Source organism: Rhodococcus sp. 320_ES (genome assembly GCF_059691855.1).
In genome coordinates this window covers 1-19,189 of the sequence record NZ_JCAWAG010000005.1, presented here as the reverse complement: position 1 = coordinate 19,189, position 19,189 = coordinate 1, and the positions used below count along the sequence as shown (strand labels likewise).

The window sequence follows — 19,189 nt, the reverse complement described above, 5'->3', positions numbered from 1 at the left end:
GTCGATCAGCTCTTCTCGTTCTGGTCCCCCGGATGCGGCACGTTGTTCTCGTCGACGTAGGCAGTGGTGTCGGTGTCGACGTCCTGCTCGCGGGGTCCGTCGTTGCTGCCGGTCCGCTCGACTGCGTCGGCGGCGTCGCTGGGCATCGTCATGGGGGCTCCTCGTCGGTAGGGTCACTCCCGTGTGCCCCGTCGAGCGGTGTTTCAAGCGTCGGGGTCAGATCCACCCGTGCCGGCGCGCGAGGGCACAGGCTTCGTGGCGGTTGGCCGCGCCCAGCTTGGCGGCGGCGGCCGAAAGGTAGTTGCGGGTGGTTCCGGGCGAAAGATGCGCTCGCTGAGCAATTTCGGCGATGGACGCGCCGTCCGCGGCGAACTCCAACACGTCCGCCTCACGCGGGGTCAGGGGCGAGTCACCGGCGCCGATCGCCTCGGCAGCAAGAGCAGGATCGACGTAGCGACCACCACCGTGCACCGAGCGCACCACCTCGGCGAGCGTGGCCGCCGACGTCGTCTTGGGCAGGAATCCGCGCACCCCCGCCTCGAGCGCCTTCTTCAGATAGCCGGGTCGGCCGTGACTGGTCACGATGATCGACGCGCACCGTGGCAGAGCCGCGGCAATCTGTACGGCCGCTTCGACTCCGTCGATTCCGCCGAGTTGGAGGTCGAGCACGGCGACGTCGGGCTCGAGCTGCACCGCTTCGGTGACCGCAGCCTCCCCGGAGTCCGCCTGACCGACGACGTCGATGTCGTCCTCGAGGTCGAGCATCGTCGCCAGAGCCGTGCGGATCAGGTTCTCGTCGTCGGCCAGAAGAACTCGAATCACCTATGCCTCCTTCGCGCCCGAAAAATCGGCCGTCACGCTGAACGTATCGGACGTCGACTCGACGAGCAGCTCCCCACCGACTTCCGCGAGACGCTCACGCAGGCCGTTCAGGCCGGTACCGTCACCCGTGCCTCTCGCTGGAGACGGCGCGTCGTTGACAAGTCGAATCCTGTTCGCGCCGAACTCCATTCGGCAGAACGTGGCGTTCGAGTGGCGCAGGATGTTCGTGACTCCCTCCCGCACAACCCAGGCCGCCTGCTCGGCTGCCCGCGGTGGAACGTCGGACGCCTCGCCGACGATCTCGGTTCGAATTCCCGCTGCGGACAACAACGACCGAGCACCCACCACCTCCGACTCCACGTCGACGGATCTGTAGCCGCGCACCAACTCTCGTGCATCGGACATCGAATCCTGGGCCAGCTCGCGCACCTCGTCCATCTGAGCCGCCGCCCGATCGTCACCGCGCCTGGCCAGCGTCGCGGCCAGCTCGCTCTTGACCGCGATGGCGGACAACGCGCGTCCGACCACGTCGTGGAGATCTCGGGAAAAGCGCAACCGCTCCTCCGCGACGGACAGCGCGGCCGCCGAGTCGCGGGTGGCCTCGAGTTCGGTGACGAGCCGCAGCAACCACATCGACAGGTGCACGGTCAGCGCCATGAACGCGATGAAGAGGCCCAGGAACACGATCTGGGGAGCGTCCGCGCCCAACACCGCGGACACAGCCATTGCTGCGACCGCCGCGGCAAGAGACCACCGCAGATCGACGAGCGCTGCGACCGCCGCAGTGACCAGCAGTGCCGTCCACAGGATGATCGGGACACTGCCGAACGCCACCGACACCGCGCTCGCCGCAATCAGAACGACGAGCGGAAGTCGGGGTGAGCGCCGGGACGTTCCACCCATGCTCGAGGTGCGCTGCAGCACGGCCCCCGCAGCCAGGGCACCGATCAGCGACGACACCGCGGTCACGACGTCCTTCTCCGCAATCGATTGCGAGACACCGGCGACGACCAGCCCGACCAGAATCACCACGAACGACTGCCGGGTGTACAGGCGCACCTTGTCGACGTCACTGCTGTCGTTCCAGCCGTGCATCGGATTCAGGTAGTCACGCAATCGCATGGTGTCAGCCTCGCAGACGATCGGTCAGGATCGCGGTTCCCACCGGAAGTGGGTACGGGCGATCACGAGGCTGCCGGCGATCCACGCCGCCATGACGAGTAGCGGCATGCCGGCCTCGGTGAAGGTCGATGCGAAGCCGACAGACGTCTCTCCCACAGTGGTGTTCCCGAACCATCCCAGGTTCAGCAGGTCGGTCACTGCCGCCATCGGGGTCAGGCCCACGACTCGCGACAGGGAATCCGGAACGACATCGCGCAGAAGCGACGAACCGAGCATGGCCAGCAGGATGATCGGCAGGCTCGTGATCTGCGCCGCCTCGGCGTTGCGGGTGAACGCCGACGTGATCAATGCAAGCGCGGCGAACAGGGCCGCGCCGCCGATCAGTGCGACGGCGACCAGTACGACGTTGACCGGAACTCCGCCTCCCAGCGCAACGACCACTGCGCCCACGACGATGGTCAGCAGCACCGTCAGCAGCAGCGACGGCACGGCCGCACCGAGCAGGATCTGGGTGTCGGTGCTTTCCCCGGTCCGAAGACGCTTGAGCACCAATTCGTCTCGTCGCGTCGCGTAGACCGACAGAAGGTTGTAGTAGACCAGGAACACCAACAGAAAGAGAGCGAAGATTTCCAGCGCGGCCGAGACGCCGGCCGCCTCGAGTCCACCGTTGCGCTTGCCGATGATCAGCACGGCCACCGGAAATATCAGCGGCATCACGAGTGCGTTGAACAGCAGGACACGGTTACGGCCGAGGAGCGTGAACTCGGCTTTCGACAGTGCGGTGACGGTGCTCATGCGCTGATCCTCTGGTCGTCGAATTCGTCTGCGATGGAAAGGAACACAGTCTCGAGGGACGCTGCCCGCGCGTCGAGTCCGTGCAGGGTCACTCGGTTCTCGCGCGCCCACATCAACAACTCGGTGAGCGTGTCCTGCACCGACGACGTCGTGATGGTCACCGTGTCGCCGCGGACGTCGACGTCGACGTCGGGGAGTTGCGGCAGCGCACGCTCGGGCACCGTGAAATCGATCTTCGCCGGGTGATCGGCCACCACCTCGTCGACCGTTCCGCTGCGAACGACGGTGCCCTTGTGCATGATTGCCAAGCGATCGCACAGTGACTCGGCTTCGTCGAGGTAGTGCGTGGTCAACATGATGGTCACGCCGGAATCCTTGAGCTCCTGAATCAGGCGCCAGGTGTTGCGTCGGCTCTCGGGGTCCAGACCGGTGGTGGGCTCGTCGAGAAACAACACGCACGGCCGACTGATGATCGCGCACGCCAGATCCAGCCGGCGCTGCTCACCGCCGGACAGAAATTTCACGCGGGTGGCCGCGCGGTCCGACAGATCCACCTTGGTCAGCACCTCGCCGACCGGAAGCGGTTTGCTACACGTGCCGGCCCACATCTGCAGGCTCTCCTCGGCGGTGAGATCCTGTGGCAGGCCGCCCTTCTGCAGCATGATCCCGAGCGCCGGCCGTACCTTCCGGCGGTCGGCTACCGGGTCCATACCCATGATCCGCACCGAGCCTGCGCTCGGTTTCGACAGGCCCTGAATGACTTCGAGCGTCGAGGTCTTGCCGGCGCCGTTGGTGCCGAGCAGTCCGAACAGCTCGCCTTCTGCGATGTGCAGATCGAGGTTCTTGACGGCCTCGTAGGCCGCCTTGCCCGATCCGTACCGGCGGGTCATGCCCGATACGTCGATCATGTTCATGACTGCTTCTCCCAATGGCGGAGGCCGATGGCGAATCGAACGCCCAGGAAGACGACGATCACGGCCGTGGCCACGAGTGCCGGCACGCTCGGGCCGACGATGGCGAGCAAGACCGCAACGATGGCCAACGAGATGACGACGACCACGATCTCGCGCGACATCGTCGGCGCCGGGCCGAGCTCCATGAGGTCGGTGAACAGGTTTCCTTCGTCTGGTTGCTTCATGCCTACGATTGTTCGGAGATCGCCCGATCCGCAACAGTGCACAGGTGCATGACCTGCGATGACAGTGTCATCGGGCGGCGATGACAAATGTCATGATGGGTCATGGCTCTACGCAGGCAAGCTCCTAAGCCGTCCGAACTTCTCGAACTCGTCTCGTTCAAGAAGCCTGATTTGAACGGCCGCCGTCGACGGCTGGAATCGGCTTTGACGATCGCCGATCTGCGCACAATCGCCAAACGGCGCACTCCGCGAGCCGCGTTCGACTACACCGACGGGGCGGCCGATGCCGAGGTTTCGCTCGCCCGTGCGCGACAGGCGTTCCAGGACGTGGAATTTCATCCGTCGATCCTGCGAGACGTCTCGCATGTCGATACCTCCACGACGGTGTTCGGCGGTCCATCCGCGCTCCCGTTCGGTATCGCCCCGACCGGGTTCACCCGACTCATGCAGACCGAAGGCGAGTACGCGGGTGCGGGGGCCGCAGCAGCCGCGGGCATTCCGTTCAGCCTTTCGACCCTCGGCACGGTGTCGATCGAGGACGTGAAGGCGACGAACCCCAACGGACGCAACTGGTTCCAGCTCTACGTCATGAAGCAGCGCGAGATCTCCTTCGGCCTGGTGGAGAGAGCGGCGCGCGCAGGATTCGACACACTGCTCTTCACCGTGGACACCCCCGTGGCCGGCGCCCGCCTGCGCGACACCCGCAACGGCTTCTCCATACCGCCGCGACTGACGGCGTCGACCGTGCTGAACGCTGTTCCGCGACCCTGGTGGTGGTGGGATTTCCTCACCACCGACAAGCTCGAGTTCGCCTCGCTCACATCGACGGGAGGCACGGTTGCCGATCTGATCGGTTTCGCCATGGATCCGTCGATATCGTTCGAGGATCTCGACATCGTCCGCGGTATGTGGCCGGGTCGCCTGGTGGTCAAAGGCGTTCAGAACGTGGAAGATTCGAAGCGGCTCGCCGACCTGGGTGTCGACGGGATCGTGCTGTCGAACCACGGTGGCCGTCAGCTCGATCGCGCTCCCGTGCCGTTTCATCTGTTGCCCGAGGTCGTGCGTGAAGTCGGCGGCGACCTCGACGTGGTGATCGACACCGGCATCATGCACGGAGCCGACATCGTGGCGGCCATCGCCATGGGCGCAACGTTCACTCTCGTGGGGCGCGCGTACCTGTACGGCCTCATGGCGGGAGGTCGCGCCGGGGTGGACCGCGCAATCGACATCCTCTCGGGCGAGATCGTGCGCACCATGCAACTGCTGCAGGTCAATTCGATCGCGGAACTGAACCCGAGCCACGTCACGCAATTGGCGCGCCTCGGCCCCATCCGAGGCCAGAGTCGTCTCTAGCCGAACAAGACGCGCAGGCCGACGCTCGCCTGCGACCCACCTGCGCTGAGGACGAAGTTGTGGCGGCCCTCGTCGCGAAACACCATCTGCATGGGAAGAAACCAGAAGCGGTTCTCACCGGTGAAACCGGCGCCGGGGATCTGCAGCCCTCGTTGATTCACCACGTGGTTTCCCGACGCGTCGAGAACTTCGAGGGCGGCCGGATAGTCCTTTCCGATGTCGTCCGGTCCGGTCTGCAACAGCGCGACGAGACGACACTCGAGCATCCGAGTCTCCCGCGGCACGGTGCACGAATCCCACACGGCGCCCAGAACATCGAGCATGTCCGACGACGCCCGGGCGTACTCGGCGAAGAACAGTCCGGTGATGATCACGCCGGCTCCCGCATCACACCGGTTCCCGCATCACACCGAAGTGCCGGACGGACCCGGACACCCCCGGCAGTTCCTGCACCGGCGTCCACGTGCGCAGACCGTCGCCGCTGTCGGTGTAGAGGTACTTGCCCTCGGTGTAGGCGTCGAAGTACAACCGCCAGGTCTCGTTCGGCAACTGGACCAACGACGGGCCCTCACGGAGCGTTCCCCAGTCGTTCCCCGTGGGGAGGAAGCGGTACGGCCCGACCAGCGTCGGCGCGATCGCGTGCTCGATCACCTTCTTGGTCTCGTTCTTGGTGATCGCGTGATAGTCGGAGCCGATCTTCACGATGGTGGTGTCGATGCGATCCGCGCCGAGCCCGACGAGCGGCACGGGCATGCCGAACATGGTCAGCGACGGGTTCATCGCCGTCATCACGTAGGGCACGAATCCGCCGCCGGTCGAGAGCGACAGGATGACGCTGACGGTATCGCCTTCCACGAACCACTCCGGCGCCCACGCTTTGGTGACGAACGGCGACAGGGACGGACCGTCCGACGAACCGGCGGAGCCGACCGACCCCGGCGCGAGGCCGACGCCGTCGCCCGTTCCCGGCATGAAGATGCAGCAGAACGGAACCGGGTAGTCCATCAGATGCGTCCAGTTGACCCGGTCGCTGCTCCGCGCGAAGCCGATGTTCGCTCCCCCGGCCGTGGTGTACGTGACGTAGTACATGCCGTCGGAGTGCCGAAAGATACTCGGATCACGCACCAGTCCCGTCGGGGGTCGGTACGCCGGGCGCTGCAGTGGCTCGAACGTGGTGCCGTCGGACGATTGATAGACGTCCATGTCCCGATCGGAGACGTTGCTGAACGCCACCATCGTGTAGCGCCACGACGGCTCGGCATGACCGGTGGCCGGCGCGGCCAGCACCGCGGCGGCGAGAAGAAACAGCACGGTCGCGACCGCAGACACGGCATTTCGGATGGACGTCACGCATCGAGTATCACGGGTAGGAACGAACACCACCCGTCACTCGGGTCACAGGGTTAGCGGATCGTTACCCCGGAGGGCGTCAGATCCCGGCCGGAACAGCCCGCGCGGCCACTCCTGCTCCCATGTTGTACCCGAGATGACCGCCCAGCGCCCCGCCGATGCCGGCAACGGCGAAACCGCCTAGCGCCAACGCTTTCGACCGAGTGTCGGCGGGCGAGTCGGGAGACTTGGCCCGCCGCCGGTACGACGCCGTGAACAACCCGAGAGCCACCGCATTGGTGCTCGCGTGGATCAATCCGACTCGACGCTGCTCGCGGGTCAGCGTCGACCACGTCGCCCACCCCGTGATCAGAGCTGCCGGCGCTGTCACCAGTCCGGCGCCCAACAATCGACGGGCTGCGTCGCCGCTCCCACCCGTCAGGTCGAGAAACACTGCGCTGCTCCACATTCCGACGGTGGAGTATGCGGCGATCGGGTGAATCGGATGCCCGATGAACGTCCCACGAAGGATGCCGTCGACGGCAGTGCCGTCGAGAGCGGATCGCAGTGTCGACGCCACCGCATCACTCACCGGATCGAGAATCGACGCTTCTTCGGCGGGTTCGAACAACGCAGTCAGGTTCATACGCTCCCGAGTACCCGTCTGTGACGGACGTAACCCGACTGGTGTCGGGTGGTTACTGGATCAGACGGAGACAGCCGACCCGCAGATCCCGCACTGTTCGAATTCTTCGCGCTTCCATCGAGCGAGCGGGACGAAGAACACCGTGAACTGCTTGTACTGCCGCATGCGCGCCCACTGCGTGGTGTTGTGGCACCGCGGGCACGTCCGGGTCGAGCCGAGACCGAGCTGTTTGCGTTTGACACCGAATCCGAAGAGGAGGAACACGACCTCAGCCTACTGTCGCGGCGGTCCGGGAGCGCCGACCAGCACGAACGGCGACGAGGCCACCTCCGATGACCAGAAGCATGCCCATGCATGCGATCAGGGATGGCCGGTGGTGCCAGACCGCCCAGTCGATGAGGGCGGTGAACACGATCACCGAGTAGATGAACGGCCCGACCTTCTCTGCCGGCGCGTAGCGGTAGGCCACGACGATCAGGGCTTGAGACGCCAGTTGCGCACACCCGAGCGCGGCCAGCCACACCCACGCCTGCGCCGGAATCGGTCGCCAATCCACCGCGGCGATAGGCACCGCGATCACGGTGGACAGCAGAAAGTAGTAGAACAGCACTCTGATCAAGGGTTCCGTCGAACCCAACCAGCGAACGGACATCATTGCGGTGGCGAGAAGCAACGCCCCCGCGAGAGCGGCGAACGACCCCAGTCCGACGTTGTTGCCCGACGGTTGCAGCACCAGGACCACACCGACGAATCCGATGCCCGCACCGATCCAGGTGAGGCGAGCAACCCTCTGACGAGTGACACACCATGCGATCAGAGGCATCCACAGGGGCGCGCTGTAGGTCAGCAATGTGGCGTCGGCCAACGGAATTCGAGTGATCGCGAAAAAGAGTGCAAACCAGCACGCCGTTCCCGTCGCCGCCCGCAGAACGTGCATGCCGATTCGGTGCGTCCTCACCGCGGCGATCCCGCCGCGCAGCGCCACCGGCACGACGAACAGCAACCCGATTGCATTCTGGAACAGCAGCAACACTCCGGTGGAGGTGTAGGTTCCGGATTGCTTGGCCAGAGCGCCGACGAGTGACACGCAGAAGAACGCGACCGTCGTCAATCCTGCTCCGAGCACCAGGTTTTCGGGTCGGTAGCCGGTGGCGGAGCGGATCACCGCGGGCCGGACCTCAACACGGCCTCGACGTCTTTCTGCGTCTCGGTCAGGAAGGCGCGAAGTTCGTCACCCACCATGAACGTGGTCGTGAATTTGCTGCGCTGCGCTGTCTGGGTCCACGTGGGCGAGTCGACCATTTTCCCCAGCGCGCTCTGCCAGTACTCGACGGCGTTGGCCGGCATGTCCGGCGGGCCGTAGAGCCCGCGCCAATTGGACAGGGTGACGTCGAGACCCTGTTCTCTCGCGGTGGGCACATCGAGACCGGGCACGCGATTCTCGGCGAGCACACCCAATGCGGCGAGGCTGCCGGAGGAGATCTGGTCCACGAATTCGCTCACCCCGCCGATCGCCACGTCGATATTGCCGTCCTGCAGCGCCGCGATCTGTTCGCCGCCGCCCTCTTCGGTCACGTAGCGAACGGTCGACGGGTCCCCTCCCGCTGCCGTGATTAGCAGGTCGAACGGTGCTTCGTCGTCGAACGCAGCTCCGATCGCAACCCCGGCGGGATCGGCACGGACCGCATCGATCACGTCGGGCAAACGGGCGAACCGTGAGCCAGGTCGGGTCACGACGACGTAGTACTCGGTCATGAGACGGGCGATCATCGTGACGTCGCCGACGCCGTACTCGGACGTTCCGTTCACCTGATTCACCACCATCGACAGCGACGTCGACGCGATCTGGTCGTCGTCGCCCCGGAGCTGCGTCACCATGGTGGCAAGAAAGTCCGCGCCGCTGTTGCCCGGTCGGTTCTCCACCGACAGCGGGGCGTCAACGATCTTCTCCTTCTGCAACGCGTCGACGACCGAGCGAACGGTGAGGTCCAGACCGCTGCCGGGGTTGGCACCCGCCGTCAACGTGATCGGCCCCGCGGGATAGGGCGCCGGGTCCGCCGTCGGTGTGGACTGCGAACAGCCTGCGAGCAGAATCGCTACCGCTGTCAACACGCCGCACACGGTCGATCTCATTGCCGCGCCCCGATCGTCGAATTGTGTTGTGTGACAGTATTTCGAGCGTTCATGCGCGCGGTTTCACGTTCGAGAATGCCGTTGACAGCACGTGGGGCGACAAGGTCGAGCGCGCGGAGCGCGAGCGCCTTGCGAGGGGCGATTCGCAGAGGCCGGGTCTTCACGGCGGTCACGATCCAGTCGGCGGCCTCGTCCGCCGTGAGTGCAGCAAGACCGTCGTACGCCCGAGTGGGCGCAATCATGGGCGTCGACACCAGCGGGAAGTAGACGACGGTGGAATGCACACCTGCGGCGCCCCACTCCGTGTCGATGACCCGGCTGACCGCACTGAGCGCGGCCTTGGATGCGTTGTAGGCGGCGAACATCGGTGAGGCCTCGGGGAGAGCGCGCCACGTCGCAACGTTCACGATGTGTCCGTCACCGCGTTCGATCATGCCGGGTGACACCCCGCGAACGAGCCTGAGCGGCGCGTAATAGTTCAGTGCCATCACGCGCTCGACGTCGTGCCAGCGATCCAGCGATTCCGAGAGCGATCGCCGGATCGACCGAGCCGCGTTGTTGACGAGAACGTCTACCGGACCAGCGCGCTCCACCACCTCGTCGACCTGGTCGAGATCGGACAGATCTGCCTGCACGGCAACGGCATTGCCGCCCGCCGCCGCGGCGGCGCCCACGATCTCGTCGAGAAGAGCTCGACGGCGGGCGACCGCGATGACGGTGGCGCCCTCGGCGGCCAGCTTCAGCGCTGCAGCGGCGCCGATCCCCGAGGAGGCGCCGGTGACCAGAATTCGCTTGCCCCGCAGGTTCACCCGCTCTGTGGTGCGCCAGGTCGGAAAGGGCCGCATCCCGGCGAGCCTGAGGGACATCCGAACGTTCGACATCACAGCATCGCCCCTGCCCGATCGACCCTGTCCGATCGCCTTTGCCCCGAAGCACAGCGGTAGCTGCTCCAACATCGCCACAGTAGGGTGCGGAGACGGGTGGGCGCAGCACATCCCGACAAACAATCTCGGGTACCGTTAGCGGTCGAAACCAGCGTCGTTCGGTATGTAACTCCGGCGCAACGCTATTCGACCGCATTCCGCTGCACCTGCGCCTACAGTTGCCCGGTGTCGAGCTGGATCCTGGCCCTTGTCGTGGTTGCCGTTGTGGCACTGGCGGTCACCGTCAAACTGTTGGCACGCACCCGCGCACCCGACCCCGGCTGGTTCATCGACAGCACGCGGGCCGCGGGCGCGCTGACGGTGATCGGCACCATGTTCGCAGTGGTGCTGGCGTTCACCATCTTCTTCGCCCTGCAGAGCTATCAGGCTGCGCGTAACGGCGCCAGCACGGAGGCCGTTGCGGTGACCGAATTGCACAGCGTGGCCGAAGTTCTCGAAGGGCCGGAAGGAGAGCGCCTGCACGGCGATCTCATCTGTTACAGCCGCGCCGTGATCTCCGACGAGTGGCCCGCCATGTCGCGGGGCGAGATGTCCCCGGTCGTTGCCGAGTGGGTCGACACGATGACCAGCGATTTCGCTGCCACCTCGCCGCAGGGCGCGTCACAGGAAGCGGCCTACGGGCAGTGGTTCGACCAGCAAGCCGAACGCCGGGACGGTCGCCGCGCTCGCGCCGCCGAAGCGACACCCTCGGTCCCGTTCCCCTTGTGGATCGTGCTCGGCATCGGAGCGTCCGCCATTCTGACGTACATGTGCGTGCAGGCGGACAAGCGCGAAGGTGCTCTCGTGCAGGCGATTCCGATCGCGTTCGTCTCTGCCCTCGTGGCGTCGGCGTTGATGGTGGTCATGTTCCTGGACCACCCGTACTCGGGCTGGGCCGGCAGCATTCGGCCCGACGAGATGGGCGTGACACTTCAGCTGATCGACGACGGGCATCCCGCGCCCTGCAATTCGCTCGGTAATCCAACCTGATCCTTCGAGCCGACACAGTGCACACTTGTACACTGAGTCGATGGGGAAAACGTCGCGTCGAACGCAGGAGCTGGGCGAGCTCGGGGAACTTGCCCTGCGTGAGCTGGCGTCCGCCGCCGGTGGGGTCCGCGCCGTGCACTCGGCTATCGCCCGACGCACCTTCGCGGCCGTACGACTCGGTGTCGGACCGGCAGCGTTGCCGGCGCAACTGACCCACGACGCGATTTCCGCAATCACGTACACCTCCATCGGGGCCGTCTGCTCCGCCGCCGCCCACACCGTCGGCGCATTGACCCGATCCGACGAGTCCGGCGACACCGTCGAGCACGACAGCCCGCACTCGCCGTCGGAGACCACCCGCGGCGCCCAGACCATCGCGATCCTGCACGGCCTGATCGGCGACGAAATGGAACGCAGCGGCCGGACCTTGACGTTCCCGATGTCGATTCGTGTCGACGGCCGCGCCGTTCCGGTGAAGTACCGCGCCCTGGCGGCAGCGTTTCCCACAGCGGGCGCGCACGTCGTGCTCTATCTGCACGGACTCTTCGAGACCGAGTCGGCGTGGCGGCTCGGTGGTCGCCCGACGTACGGCGAGCGACTGGACGCGGAAGCCGGCACCACGGCCGTGTATCTGCGCTACAACACCGGGCGTCGCATCGCCGCGAACGGTGCCGACCTGTCGGCCCTGATCGAGGATCTCGTGACGGCCTGGCCGGTCGGGGTCAAGCGCATCACGCTCGTCGGTCACTCGATGGGTGGTTTGGTCTCGCGCAGCGCAGCGCATCAGGCCGCCGAGGACGGACGTCGATGGGTCGACCAGCTGACGGACGTGTTCACCCTCGGAACTCCGCACCTGGGAGCGCCGGTAGCGCACGGTGTCCATCTGGCCACCGCAGCGCTGGCGCTGACGCCCGAGACGCGGCCGTTCGCCCACCTCCTGGCGCGGCGCAGTGCCGGTGTCCGCGATCTGGTCCACGGCTCGATCACCCACGACGAGGGTCACGCCAGGGACCTCGACGGATTCGGTGTCGGTATGGCGACCGATATTGCCGTGCCGGAAAACGTCCGGCATCATCACGCGTCGGCAGTGATCACCTCCAGTCCGCAGAATCCCGTCGGATCGTGGGTGGGCGACGGATTGGTACGCACCTTCAGCGCCTCCGGGCGAAACAAGCTGCGCGACATCGGACTTCGGCCCGACGACGGCCTATCCATCAACAGCGCCCATCACTTCACCCTCCTCAACGACGAGAGGGTGTACGCGTGGATGCGGAGCGCCCTGGTCGGGGAGCGGTAGCAGGCGGGCGGCTCGCCAGTAGGGTCGGACCATGGGTGTACGAGCGGGCGTCGTGGTCACGGGAACCGAAGTGCTGTCCGGTCGGGTCACCGACCGCAACGGACCGTGGGTGGCCGCGCAGCTCCTCGAACTGGGGGTCGACGTCGCGCACATCACGATCTGCGGGGACCGCCCGGAGGACATGACCGCGCAGCTGCAGTTTCTCGCGGACCAACACGTCGACCTGATCGTCACCACCGGCGGCCTGGGGCCGACCGCGGACGATCTCACCGTCTCGACCGTCGCCGCCCTCTACGACCTGGATCTGCACCTCGACGCCGAGCTCGAACAGCGCATCGGCGCGATCGTCGAGCGGTGGCGCGGTCGCCTCACGTCTGCGGCCGACTCGGAACCGCTGCGGGCCGGCATTCGCAAACAAGCCCTGGTTCCGGAGGGTGCGCATTCCATTGCGCCGACGGGAACGGCGCCGGGCGTCGCGATCGCGGCGAACGATTCCGGGACTCTCCCCACCGTTCTCATTCTGCCGGGGCCACCCCGCGAACTGCAGTCCATGTGGCAGGACGCCCTCGACAGCCCACCCGTCGCCCGAGTGTTGCTGCGGCGGGCCGACATTCGTCAGGAGACGATCCGCGCCTACGGTCTGTCCGAGGCCGACCTGGCCGCGACGCTGCGTTCCGCAGAACAGAGCGTGCCGGGATTCGCGGACCTCGAGATCACCACCTGCCTGCGACTCGGTGAGCTCGAGATGGTGACCCGCTTCGCCGAGTCGGCCGCGTCGAGTTACGACCAGCTCGCGGGCCTCGTCGACGAGGCACACGGATCGCGGATCTTTTCCACCGACGGCACCACCATCGACGATGTCGTGGCACACGCGCTGTCCGACAGAACGATTGCCACCGCGGAGTCGTGCACCGGAGGCATGATCGCCGCGCGTCTCACCGACCGGGCAGGGTCGTCGGCCTACGTCGTCGGCGGCGTGGTGTCGTACGCGAACGAGGCCAAGATCGGTCTCCTCGACGTTCCCGCGGACGTCATCGACGAGCACGGAGCGGTCAGCGAACCGGTGGCGGCACTGATGGCCGAAGGTGCGCTGCGCCGACTGAGCGTCGACGTCGCCGTCTCCACCAGCGGAATAGCCGGACCCGGCGGTGGGACCGATCTCAAGCCGGTCGGGACCGTGTGCTTCGGAATTGCCATGGCGGGCAGAGCGACCCTCACCCGAACGCTCCACCTACCGGGCGATCGCGCGAGTGTGCGCGCGCTGTCCACCACGGCTGCGATGCACATGCTCGCCGCCGAGTTGGCGACCGGGAGCTGAACTCACCCCACCCAGAACGAGCACTTGTGCTCGTTCGCGAACGTTCCGGTCATGACCGATGCCGTGCGATCGATCCGCAGAGCCTGCTCACGATCCGACCAGACGTCCCAGTTCGGCAATGTGCTGGAATTCGGATTGCCCGTGTGCGCGAACGTGGCCCAGGTCGTCTTGAGTTGGATGGCGAGCGCCGCTGCCGGTCCCGTCCACGGAATCGGAATACCGCCGAGCCGCGAGAAGATGTACGGAACTTCGGCGGCATGGAATGCGCCCGGCAGGATGGGACTGCCCTTCCCCACCGGTGCGTCGGCGAACTGGTACTGCCACACGTCGGAACCGCCGCTGGTTGCCGCCTCGGTGGTGACCAATGCAGGACAGGCGAACAGCGAATCGGTCCATACGGCGGACAACGCCGCGGCGGGTGACGGGTACTTGTAGACCGGGTAGCGGGCCAGAACCTGGTCGGCCCGATCCGGATAGAGCTTCCGAACGTCGTCGGCGACACTCGCAGCCGTGGGTATCCGTCCGCTCAGATAGTCGAACAGCACCAGGAACGTGCCGCCCTCGTCGGTGTTGCTCCCGACGATCATCGGGATACCCGATGCAGCACCGGCTTTCAGCGCCTCTTCCGGTGTCGAGTCGAGAACAACCCCGTCGACGATCGGTGTCCATGTCGCCAACGGGCTGTCGAACTTGTTCGTCGGCGAGTCCAACAGCCTGTTGACGGGCAGCGCTCGCAGACACGCCAGACGGGTTCGCTCGTCGGTGCATCCCATCTCCAGCGCATACTTCGCGGCCCGCGCGTACGCCACGTCCTTGGTGGGCGGCACCAGTGGACTCCGTGCGCACGCACCGCTTTCCACGATTGCTTTGGTGAACAGTCCCTTCGACGTCGGCGACGCCAGTTGCGTGCACACGCTCATCCCGCCGGCGGATTCGCCCAAGATGGTCACGTTGCCGGGATTTCCCCCGAATGCTGCGATGTTCTCCTTCACCCACCTCAGCGCGAACTGCTGATCCTGCGTTCCGTAGGTCCCTGTGGCACCGCCCGCCTCGGCCGCGAGTTCCGGGAGTGCGAGGAAGCCGAGAGAGCCGACCCGGTAATTCGGAATGGCCACGATGACGTCGCCGTTCCGCACCATCTCCGACGGCGAGTCGTACTGGAAGTTCGAGCCCAGGACGAAGGCGCCTCCGTACAGGTACACCATGACCGGAAGGTTGCGACCTGCGGCGTTTTTCGGCACGTACAGGTCCATGCTCAAACAGTCTTCGCTGTTGGCCGGCATCCCGACGAGACTCGGCAGGTCAGGATCGACGGGCACCGGGAGGGGCAACGCTTGCGGGCACTGCTTGCTGTGTGCGACGGCCGGGCGCACCCCGGGCCAGGCCGGAGCAGGTTCGGGTGATCGGAATCGGCCCGCGCTGGCGTACGGCACGCCCAGATACTGATCGATGCCGTCGTTGACGAAACCGGTGATCGCTCCGCCGGTCACGGTGACGACCGGCTGCGCAGACGCTATCGGCGGAACTGACAGCAGCGCCACGACCAGCACGATCGCCCCGAAAATCGACCTTGATCTCACTTCAACCCCCCGTTGACCCGGCTGCGTGCGGCGCGCACAGTCGGCGTCAGCACCATAACCGCAACAACGACGATTGTGCGAACGAAGCGTGAACGACGAACGCACAGTTGGCATTATCGGACATTGCAGGCGCATCGAGTTGGACACGATTCGGGATGAACAAGCACACTCACTCACGAGAGGACTCGTTCCTCGATTCCGCTCGGCCATGGCCGTCAGAACGAAAGAAATTCCGAGAATCGTGAGCAAGAAAATGCGTGGCTCGTTGTTGTTCCATATCGCTGCGGCGGGAGTCGTGGCGCTCGGCATTGCGGGGTGTTCGAGCGAGCCGGCCAGCACGACGGATGCGGCACCGTCGGCGACGGCCGCTCCGCAACCGTCGTGCCCGGTGGAGTTCACCGGTCCCAATCCCACCCGGGACCAGGTCGAGAAGGACATCGGCGATCTGGCCGCGGATCAGAACAGTCTGTACTCGAAATACAGTGCCGCGCTCGGTAATCCGACACCCGCCCCGACGGACGCGACGCTGACCGAGCAGCAGGTGTCGATACTGAACGCCGCACCGGCCGGGGCCCTCGAACGTTTGTCGTCCGCGTTCTGCACGAACGAGACGCTGTCTAACGGGATGACTCAACGCCTGGACCAGGCCATCGCTGCTTCTGTTCCCGACACGACCGACGGTGCGCAGGACATTCGCTCCGGACTGGCGTCGATCTCCACCGGCCATCCGATCTCCCTACTCCTCGGGACGACCTTCGACGTCTGCGGGTTGGGCGCCAATCAGCCGACCTTGACCAAGGAGACCAATCCACTCGCTGCGGATCAGGGAGCGATCGCCATCGTCACGAACTTCTGCCCAGACCAGTCCGATCTCTTCGATGCTCTTCCGTCGTAGCCCACATCACGACTGCCGTTCCGCCAGCAATGTCTCGAGTCGTGTCGCGGCGTCTCTGCCGGCGGTGTACACGACGATGTGCAGGCCGGGATGGTCGGACGGCGCGAGGCGGTGGTGCTCGAGGACCATGTCGCCGACCATCGGGTGATGAAATCTGCGCTCGCGGGACGCGAAGCCCTCGACGCCGTGGCCGTCCCACCCACTCCGGAACTCTGCGCTGACGCTGCGTAGTCGGTCGACCACGGCGGCCACCGCAGGGTCGCCGAGCCGTGCACCCACTTCGGCGCGGAACTCCGCGAGGAACCGTCGGCTGTCGACGTCCCAGTCCGGCAACAACTCTCGGACGTACGGATCGGTGAAGACGAGGTACAAGAGGTTGCGATCGGCGTCGGGCACCGTCCCGACGTTCGGGTACAGCGCCGCGTACGCCCGGTTCCACCCGGAAATGTGCCAGTCCGGTTCGATGGCGAAGGCGGGTGAGGTGTCCAACGCGTCGAGCAGTCGCTGAACGTGCGCGGGAGCGCGGTCGGATGTGCGGGCGGGCCGCTCCCCCGCATAGCCGGCGAGACCCAGAACGTAGGTGTGCTCGGCCGGACTGAGCGCCAGCGTCCGCGCCACCGCGTCGATCACCTGCCGCGACGGGTTCATCTCTCGACCCTGTTCGAGCCAGGTGTACCAGGTCATCGACACCCCGGACATCAGCGAAACCTCCTCGCGCCGAAGCCCTGTGGTGCGCCCGCGCGGGGCGTCGGACAAGCCGAGGGGCGCCCTGGCGAGCTGGCCGCGGCGGGCTCGCAGGAAGTCCCCGAGCTCGCGTCTACGCTGCGCCGCGCTGTCCGTGGTCATCGGCCGAGCCTACTGGTAGTGCCACTACTAGTACCGCCACCGTCTTGGTGGTCGACGCTCCTCACACCGACGATGAATCCATGCCAGCCCTCAGATCACGCACTGTCACCCACGGACGCAACATGGCGGGCGCACGCGCGCTGCTCCGCGCCGCCGGCGTCGACCGCGAGGACTTCGGCAAGCCGATCATCGCCGTCGCGAACAGCTTCACCGAGTTCGTGCCCGGTCACACACACCTGCAGCCGGTGGGCCGCATCGTCTCCGACGCCATCAAGGCAGCGGGCGGAATTCCGCGCGAATTCAACACGATTGCGGTGGACGACGGCATCGCCATGGGCCACGGCGGCATGCTGTACTCGCTCCCCTCGCGCGACCTGATCGCGGACTCGGTCGAGTACATGGTCGAGGCACACTGCGCGGACGCACTCATCTGTATCTCGAACTGCGACAAGATCACTCCGGGCATGCTCATGGCCGCGATGCGCCTGAACATTCCCACCGTGTTCGTCTCGGGCGGGCCCATGGAGGGCGGCACAGCGGTACTCGTCGACGGCACCGTCCGCACCCGCCTGAACCTGATTTCCGCCATCTCCGATGCCGTGTCCAACTCGGTGTCCGACGACGACATCTCCCGCATCGAGGAAGCCGCGTGTCCCACGTGCGGCTCCTGCTCCGGCATGTTCACCGCCAACTCGATGAACTGCCTCACCGAAGCACTCGGGCTTGCCCTGCCCGGCAACGGTTCCATCCTCGCGACGCACACCGCGCGCAAGAAGCTCTATCAGGACGCCGGTGCCACGGTCGTCGACATCACCAAGCGCTACTACGACGGCGACGACACCACCGTGCTTCCCCGATCCATCGCGTCGCGCGCGGCGTTCGACAACGCCATGAGCCTGGACATCGCCATGGGCGGGTCCACCAACACCATCCTGCATCTGCTCGCCGCAGCGCAGGAAGCGGAGCTGGACTACACGCTCCGCGACATCGAGAAGCGCTCCAAAGCCGTTCCGTGCCTCACCAAGGTGGCCCCGAACGGGGTCTACCTGATGGAGGACGTCCACCGCGCCGGAGGCATACCCGCCATCCTCGGTGAGCTTCACCGCGCCGGCCTGCTGAACGAGGACGTGCACACGGTGCACTCGGACTCGGTGTCGGAGTGGTTGAAGACGTGGGACATTCGCGGCGGGTCACCCTCACCGGAGGCCGTCGAGATGTTCCACGCCGCCCCCGGTTGCGTGCGGTCCGCCACGGCGTTCAGTCAGTCCGAACGGTGGGAGAGCCTGGACACCGACGCTGCGAACGGTTGCATTCACGATGTGGCACATGCATATTCGGTGGACGGCGGGCTCGCCGTGTTGCGGGGCAACCTCTCCGTCGACGGGTGCGTCGTCAAGACCGCCGGTGTCGACGACTCCATCCTCACCTTCTCCGGACCGGCGGTCGTCCTCGAATCGCAGGACGACGCGGTCGAGGCCATCCTGAACAAGAGAATCAAGCCCGGTGACGTCGTGGTCATCCGGTACGAGGGTCCGAAGGGTGGACCCGGAATGCAGGAAATGCTGTATCCCACGGCGTTTCTCAAGGGCCAGGGACTGGGCAAGGTCTGCGCACTCGTGACCGACGGACGCTTCTCCGGGGGAACGTCCGGCCTCTCCATCGGACACGTCTCACCGGAGGCAGCGGCCGGGGGCACCATCGCCCTCGTGCAGGACGGGGACACAGTCACCATCGACTGCCCGGCTCGGTCCATCACCGTCGAGGTGTCGGACGCCGAGCTGGCCGAACGCCGCGCGAGGCTAGAAGCCACCACCGGGTATCGGCCCATCCAGCGCGATCGCAAGGTATCCCTGGCGCTCAAAGCCTATGCAGCGATGGCGTTGTCGGCGGACAAGGGTGCGGTGCGGGACGTGTCGAAGCTGGGCTGAACCGTCCTGGGTCTGGTGGAGACTGTGATCTCACCAGGAGAATGCCGTTATGGCTGCACCGAGGAAGTTCGACG

At 66.0% G+C, this 19,189-nt stretch carries 21 protein-coding genes; 6 read left to right on the top strand and 15 right to left on the bottom strand.

The features are described from left to right. Positions 1–5: 5 nt before the first annotated feature. From AC59JP_RS17680 to AC59JP_RS17655, 6 genes are all read right to left on the bottom strand, one after another. The gene (locus AC59JP_RS17680) at positions 6–152 is read right to left on the bottom strand and encodes a hypothetical protein (RefSeq protein ID WP_497327127.1); all 147 of its coding nucleotides are present in this window, start codon (positions 150–152) and stop codon (positions 6–8) included. 64 nt (positions 153–216) lie between these two features. Further along, entirely contained in the window at positions 217–822 is a 606-nt protein-coding gene (locus AC59JP_RS17675) for a response regulator (RefSeq protein ID WP_497327126.1), read from the bottom strand. Further along, positions 823–1,944 carry a sensor histidine kinase gene (locus AC59JP_RS17670; RefSeq protein WP_497327125.1) on the bottom strand — a complete coding sequence of 374 codons (1,122 nt, stop codon included), beginning with the start codon at positions 1,942–1,944 and terminating at the stop codon, positions 823–825. Between the two features lie 24 nt (positions 1,945–1,968). After that, the gene (locus AC59JP_RS17665; RefSeq protein WP_497327124.1) at positions 1,969–2,739 is read right to left on the bottom strand and encodes an ABC transporter permease; all 771 of its coding nucleotides are present in this window, start codon (positions 2,737–2,739) and stop codon (positions 1,969–1,971) included. Further along, a complete protein-coding gene (locus AC59JP_RS17660) occupies positions 2,736–3,653 on the bottom strand; it encodes an ABC transporter ATP-binding protein (protein WP_497327123.1) in 918 nt (305 codons plus the stop codon). Before AC59JP_RS17660 ends, AC59JP_RS17665 begins: the two co-directional genes overlap by 4 nt. After that, entirely contained in the window at positions 3,650–3,877 is a 228-nt protein-coding gene (locus AC59JP_RS17655; RefSeq protein WP_497327122.1) for a hypothetical protein, read from the bottom strand. Before AC59JP_RS17655 ends, AC59JP_RS17660 begins: the two co-directional genes overlap by 4 nt. A 102-nt stretch (positions 3,878–3,979) precedes the next feature. Here AC59JP_RS17655 and AC59JP_RS17650 point away from each other — a divergent pair, with 102 nt between their 5' ends. Beyond that, positions 3,980–5,230: an alpha-hydroxy acid oxidase gene (locus tag AC59JP_RS17650; RefSeq protein ID WP_497327121.1), complete on the top strand. Its 1,251-nt coding sequence runs from the start codon at positions 3,980–3,982 to the stop codon at positions 5,228–5,230. Here AC59JP_RS17650 and AC59JP_RS17645 read toward each other — a convergent pair. The 7 genes from AC59JP_RS17645 to AC59JP_RS17615 all read right to left on the bottom strand — a co-directional run bounded on the left by AC59JP_RS17645 (position 5,227) and on the right by AC59JP_RS17615 (position 10,219). Then, the gene (locus AC59JP_RS17645) at positions 5,227–5,604 is read right to left on the bottom strand and encodes a DUF6941 family protein (RefSeq protein WP_497327120.1); all 378 of its coding nucleotides are present in this window, start codon (positions 5,602–5,604) and stop codon (positions 5,227–5,229) included. The two genes, AC59JP_RS17650 and AC59JP_RS17645, sit on opposite strands and share 4 nt — an antisense overlap. A gap of 13 nt (positions 5,605–5,617) precedes the next feature. Next, positions 5,618–6,571, bottom strand: a complete 954-nt coding sequence (locus tag AC59JP_RS17640; RefSeq protein ID WP_497327639.1) for a glycoside hydrolase family protein — start codon at positions 6,569–6,571, stop codon at positions 5,618–5,620. Between the two features lie 88 nt (positions 6,572–6,659). Then, positions 6,660–7,205, bottom strand: coding sequence for a DUF2231 domain-containing protein (locus AC59JP_RS17635; RefSeq protein WP_497327119.1), 546 nt, complete (start codon positions 7,203–7,205; stop codon positions 6,660–6,662). Positions 7,206–7,265: 60 nt separating this feature from the next. After that, positions 7,266–7,469: a zinc-ribbon domain-containing protein gene (locus tag AC59JP_RS17630; RefSeq protein WP_497327118.1), complete on the bottom strand. Its 204-nt coding sequence runs from the start codon at positions 7,467–7,469 to the stop codon at positions 7,266–7,268. Between the two features lie 4 nt (positions 7,470–7,473). After that, the gene (locus AC59JP_RS17625) at positions 7,474–8,370 is read right to left on the bottom strand and encodes a DMT family transporter (protein ID WP_497327117.1); all 897 of its coding nucleotides are present in this window, start codon (positions 8,368–8,370) and stop codon (positions 7,474–7,476) included. Continuing rightward, positions 8,367–9,317, bottom strand: coding sequence for a tripartite tricarboxylate transporter substrate binding protein (locus AC59JP_RS17620; RefSeq protein WP_497327116.1), 951 nt, complete (start codon positions 9,315–9,317; stop codon positions 8,367–8,369). The genes AC59JP_RS17625 and AC59JP_RS17620 overlap by 4 nt, the downstream gene beginning before the upstream one ends. Positions 9,318–9,334: 17 nt before the next feature. Next, positions 9,335–10,219, bottom strand: a complete 885-nt coding sequence (locus AC59JP_RS17615; RefSeq protein WP_497327115.1) for an SDR family oxidoreductase — start codon at positions 10,217–10,219, stop codon at positions 9,335–9,337. 228 nt (positions 10,220–10,447) lie between these two features. On the opposite strand from AC59JP_RS17615, the gene AC59JP_RS17610 reads away from it, so the two are divergent. The 3 genes from AC59JP_RS17610 to AC59JP_RS17600 are packed head-to-tail and all read left to right on the top strand — an operon-like array spanning position 10,448 to position 13,866. Continuing rightward, entirely contained in the window at positions 10,448–11,251 is an 804-nt protein-coding gene (locus AC59JP_RS17610; protein WP_497327114.1) for a bestrophin-like domain, read from the top strand. A 40-nt stretch (positions 11,252–11,291) separates the two neighbouring features. Then, positions 11,292–12,548, top strand: a complete 1,257-nt coding sequence (locus AC59JP_RS17605; RefSeq protein WP_497327113.1) for an esterase/lipase family protein — start codon at positions 11,292–11,294, stop codon at positions 12,546–12,548. Positions 12,549–12,579: 31 nt separating this feature from the next. Beyond that, entirely contained in the window at positions 12,580–13,866 is a 1,287-nt protein-coding gene (locus AC59JP_RS17600; RefSeq protein ID WP_497327112.1) for a competence/damage-inducible protein A, read from the top strand. Between the two features lie 2 nt (positions 13,867–13,868). Here the strand turns inward: AC59JP_RS17600 and AC59JP_RS17595 are convergent, their stop codons facing one another. Continuing rightward, positions 13,869–15,407, bottom strand: a complete 1,539-nt coding sequence (locus tag AC59JP_RS17595) for a carboxylesterase/lipase family protein (RefSeq protein ID WP_497327111.1) — start codon at positions 15,405–15,407, stop codon at positions 13,869–13,871. 280 nt (positions 15,408–15,687) lie between these two features. Between AC59JP_RS17595 and AC59JP_RS17590 the strand changes: the two genes are divergently transcribed. Further along, positions 15,688–16,341: a hypothetical protein gene (locus AC59JP_RS17590; RefSeq protein ID WP_497327110.1), complete on the top strand. Its 654-nt coding sequence runs from the start codon at positions 15,688–15,690 to the stop codon at positions 16,339–16,341. Positions 16,342–16,347: 6 nt separating this feature from the next. Here AC59JP_RS17590 and AC59JP_RS17585 read toward each other — a convergent pair whose 3' ends face one another. Next, positions 16,348–17,187, bottom strand: coding sequence for a helix-turn-helix transcriptional regulator (locus AC59JP_RS17585; protein ID WP_497327109.1), 840 nt, complete (start codon positions 17,185–17,187; stop codon positions 16,348–16,350). 80 nt (positions 17,188–17,267) lie between these two features. Between AC59JP_RS17585 and ilvD the strand changes: the two genes are divergently transcribed. Continuing rightward, entirely contained in the window at positions 17,268–19,115 is a 1,848-nt protein-coding gene (gene ilvD / locus AC59JP_RS17580; RefSeq protein ID WP_497327108.1) for a dihydroxy-acid dehydratase, read from the top strand. Positions 19,116–19,189: the final 74 nt, after the last annotated feature.

Excerpts from the sequence above, each read along its gene's own strand:
- AC59JP_RS17680 (WP_497327127.1), bottom strand. The coding sequence starts at position 152 with ATGACGATGCCCAGCGACGCCGCCGACGCAGTCGAGCGGACCGGCAGC.
- AC59JP_RS17670 (WP_497327125.1), bottom strand. The coding sequence starts at position 1,944 with ATGCGATTGCGTGACTACCTGAATCCGATGCACGGCTGGAACGACAGC.
- AC59JP_RS17665 (WP_497327124.1), bottom strand. The coding sequence starts at position 2,739 with ATGAGCACCGTCACCGCACTGTCGAAAGCCGAGTTCACGCTCCTCGGC.
- AC59JP_RS17660 (WP_497327123.1), bottom strand. The coding sequence starts at position 3,653 with ATGAACATGATCGACGTATCGGGCATGACCCGCCGGTACGGATCGGGC.
- AC59JP_RS17655 (WP_497327122.1), bottom strand. The coding sequence starts at position 3,877 with ATGAAGCAACCAGACGAAGGAAACCTGTTCACCGACCTCATGGAGCTC.
- AC59JP_RS17650 (WP_497327121.1), top strand. The coding sequence starts at position 3,980 with ATGGCTCTACGCAGGCAAGCTCCTAAGCCGTCCGAACTTCTCGAACTC.
- AC59JP_RS17635 (WP_497327119.1), bottom strand. The coding sequence starts at position 7,205 with ATGAACCTGACTGCGTTGTTCGAACCCGCCGAAGAAGCGTCGATTCTC.
- AC59JP_RS17615 (WP_497327115.1), bottom strand. The coding sequence starts at position 10,219 with ATGTCGAACGTTCGGATGTCCCTCAGGCTCGCCGGGATGCGGCCCTTT.
- AC59JP_RS17605 (WP_497327113.1), top strand. The coding sequence starts at position 11,292 with ATGGGGAAAACGTCGCGTCGAACGCAGGAGCTGGGCGAGCTCGGGGAA.
- AC59JP_RS17600 (WP_497327112.1), top strand. The coding sequence starts at position 12,580 with ATGGGTGTACGAGCGGGCGTCGTGGTCACGGGAACCGAAGTGCTGTCC.
- AC59JP_RS17585 (WP_497327109.1), bottom strand. The coding sequence starts at position 17,187 with ATGACCACGGACAGCGCGGCGCAGCGTAGACGCGAGCTCGGGGACTTC.
- ilvD (WP_497327108.1), top strand. The coding sequence starts at position 17,268 with ATGCCAGCCCTCAGATCACGCACTGTCACCCACGGACGCAACATGGCG.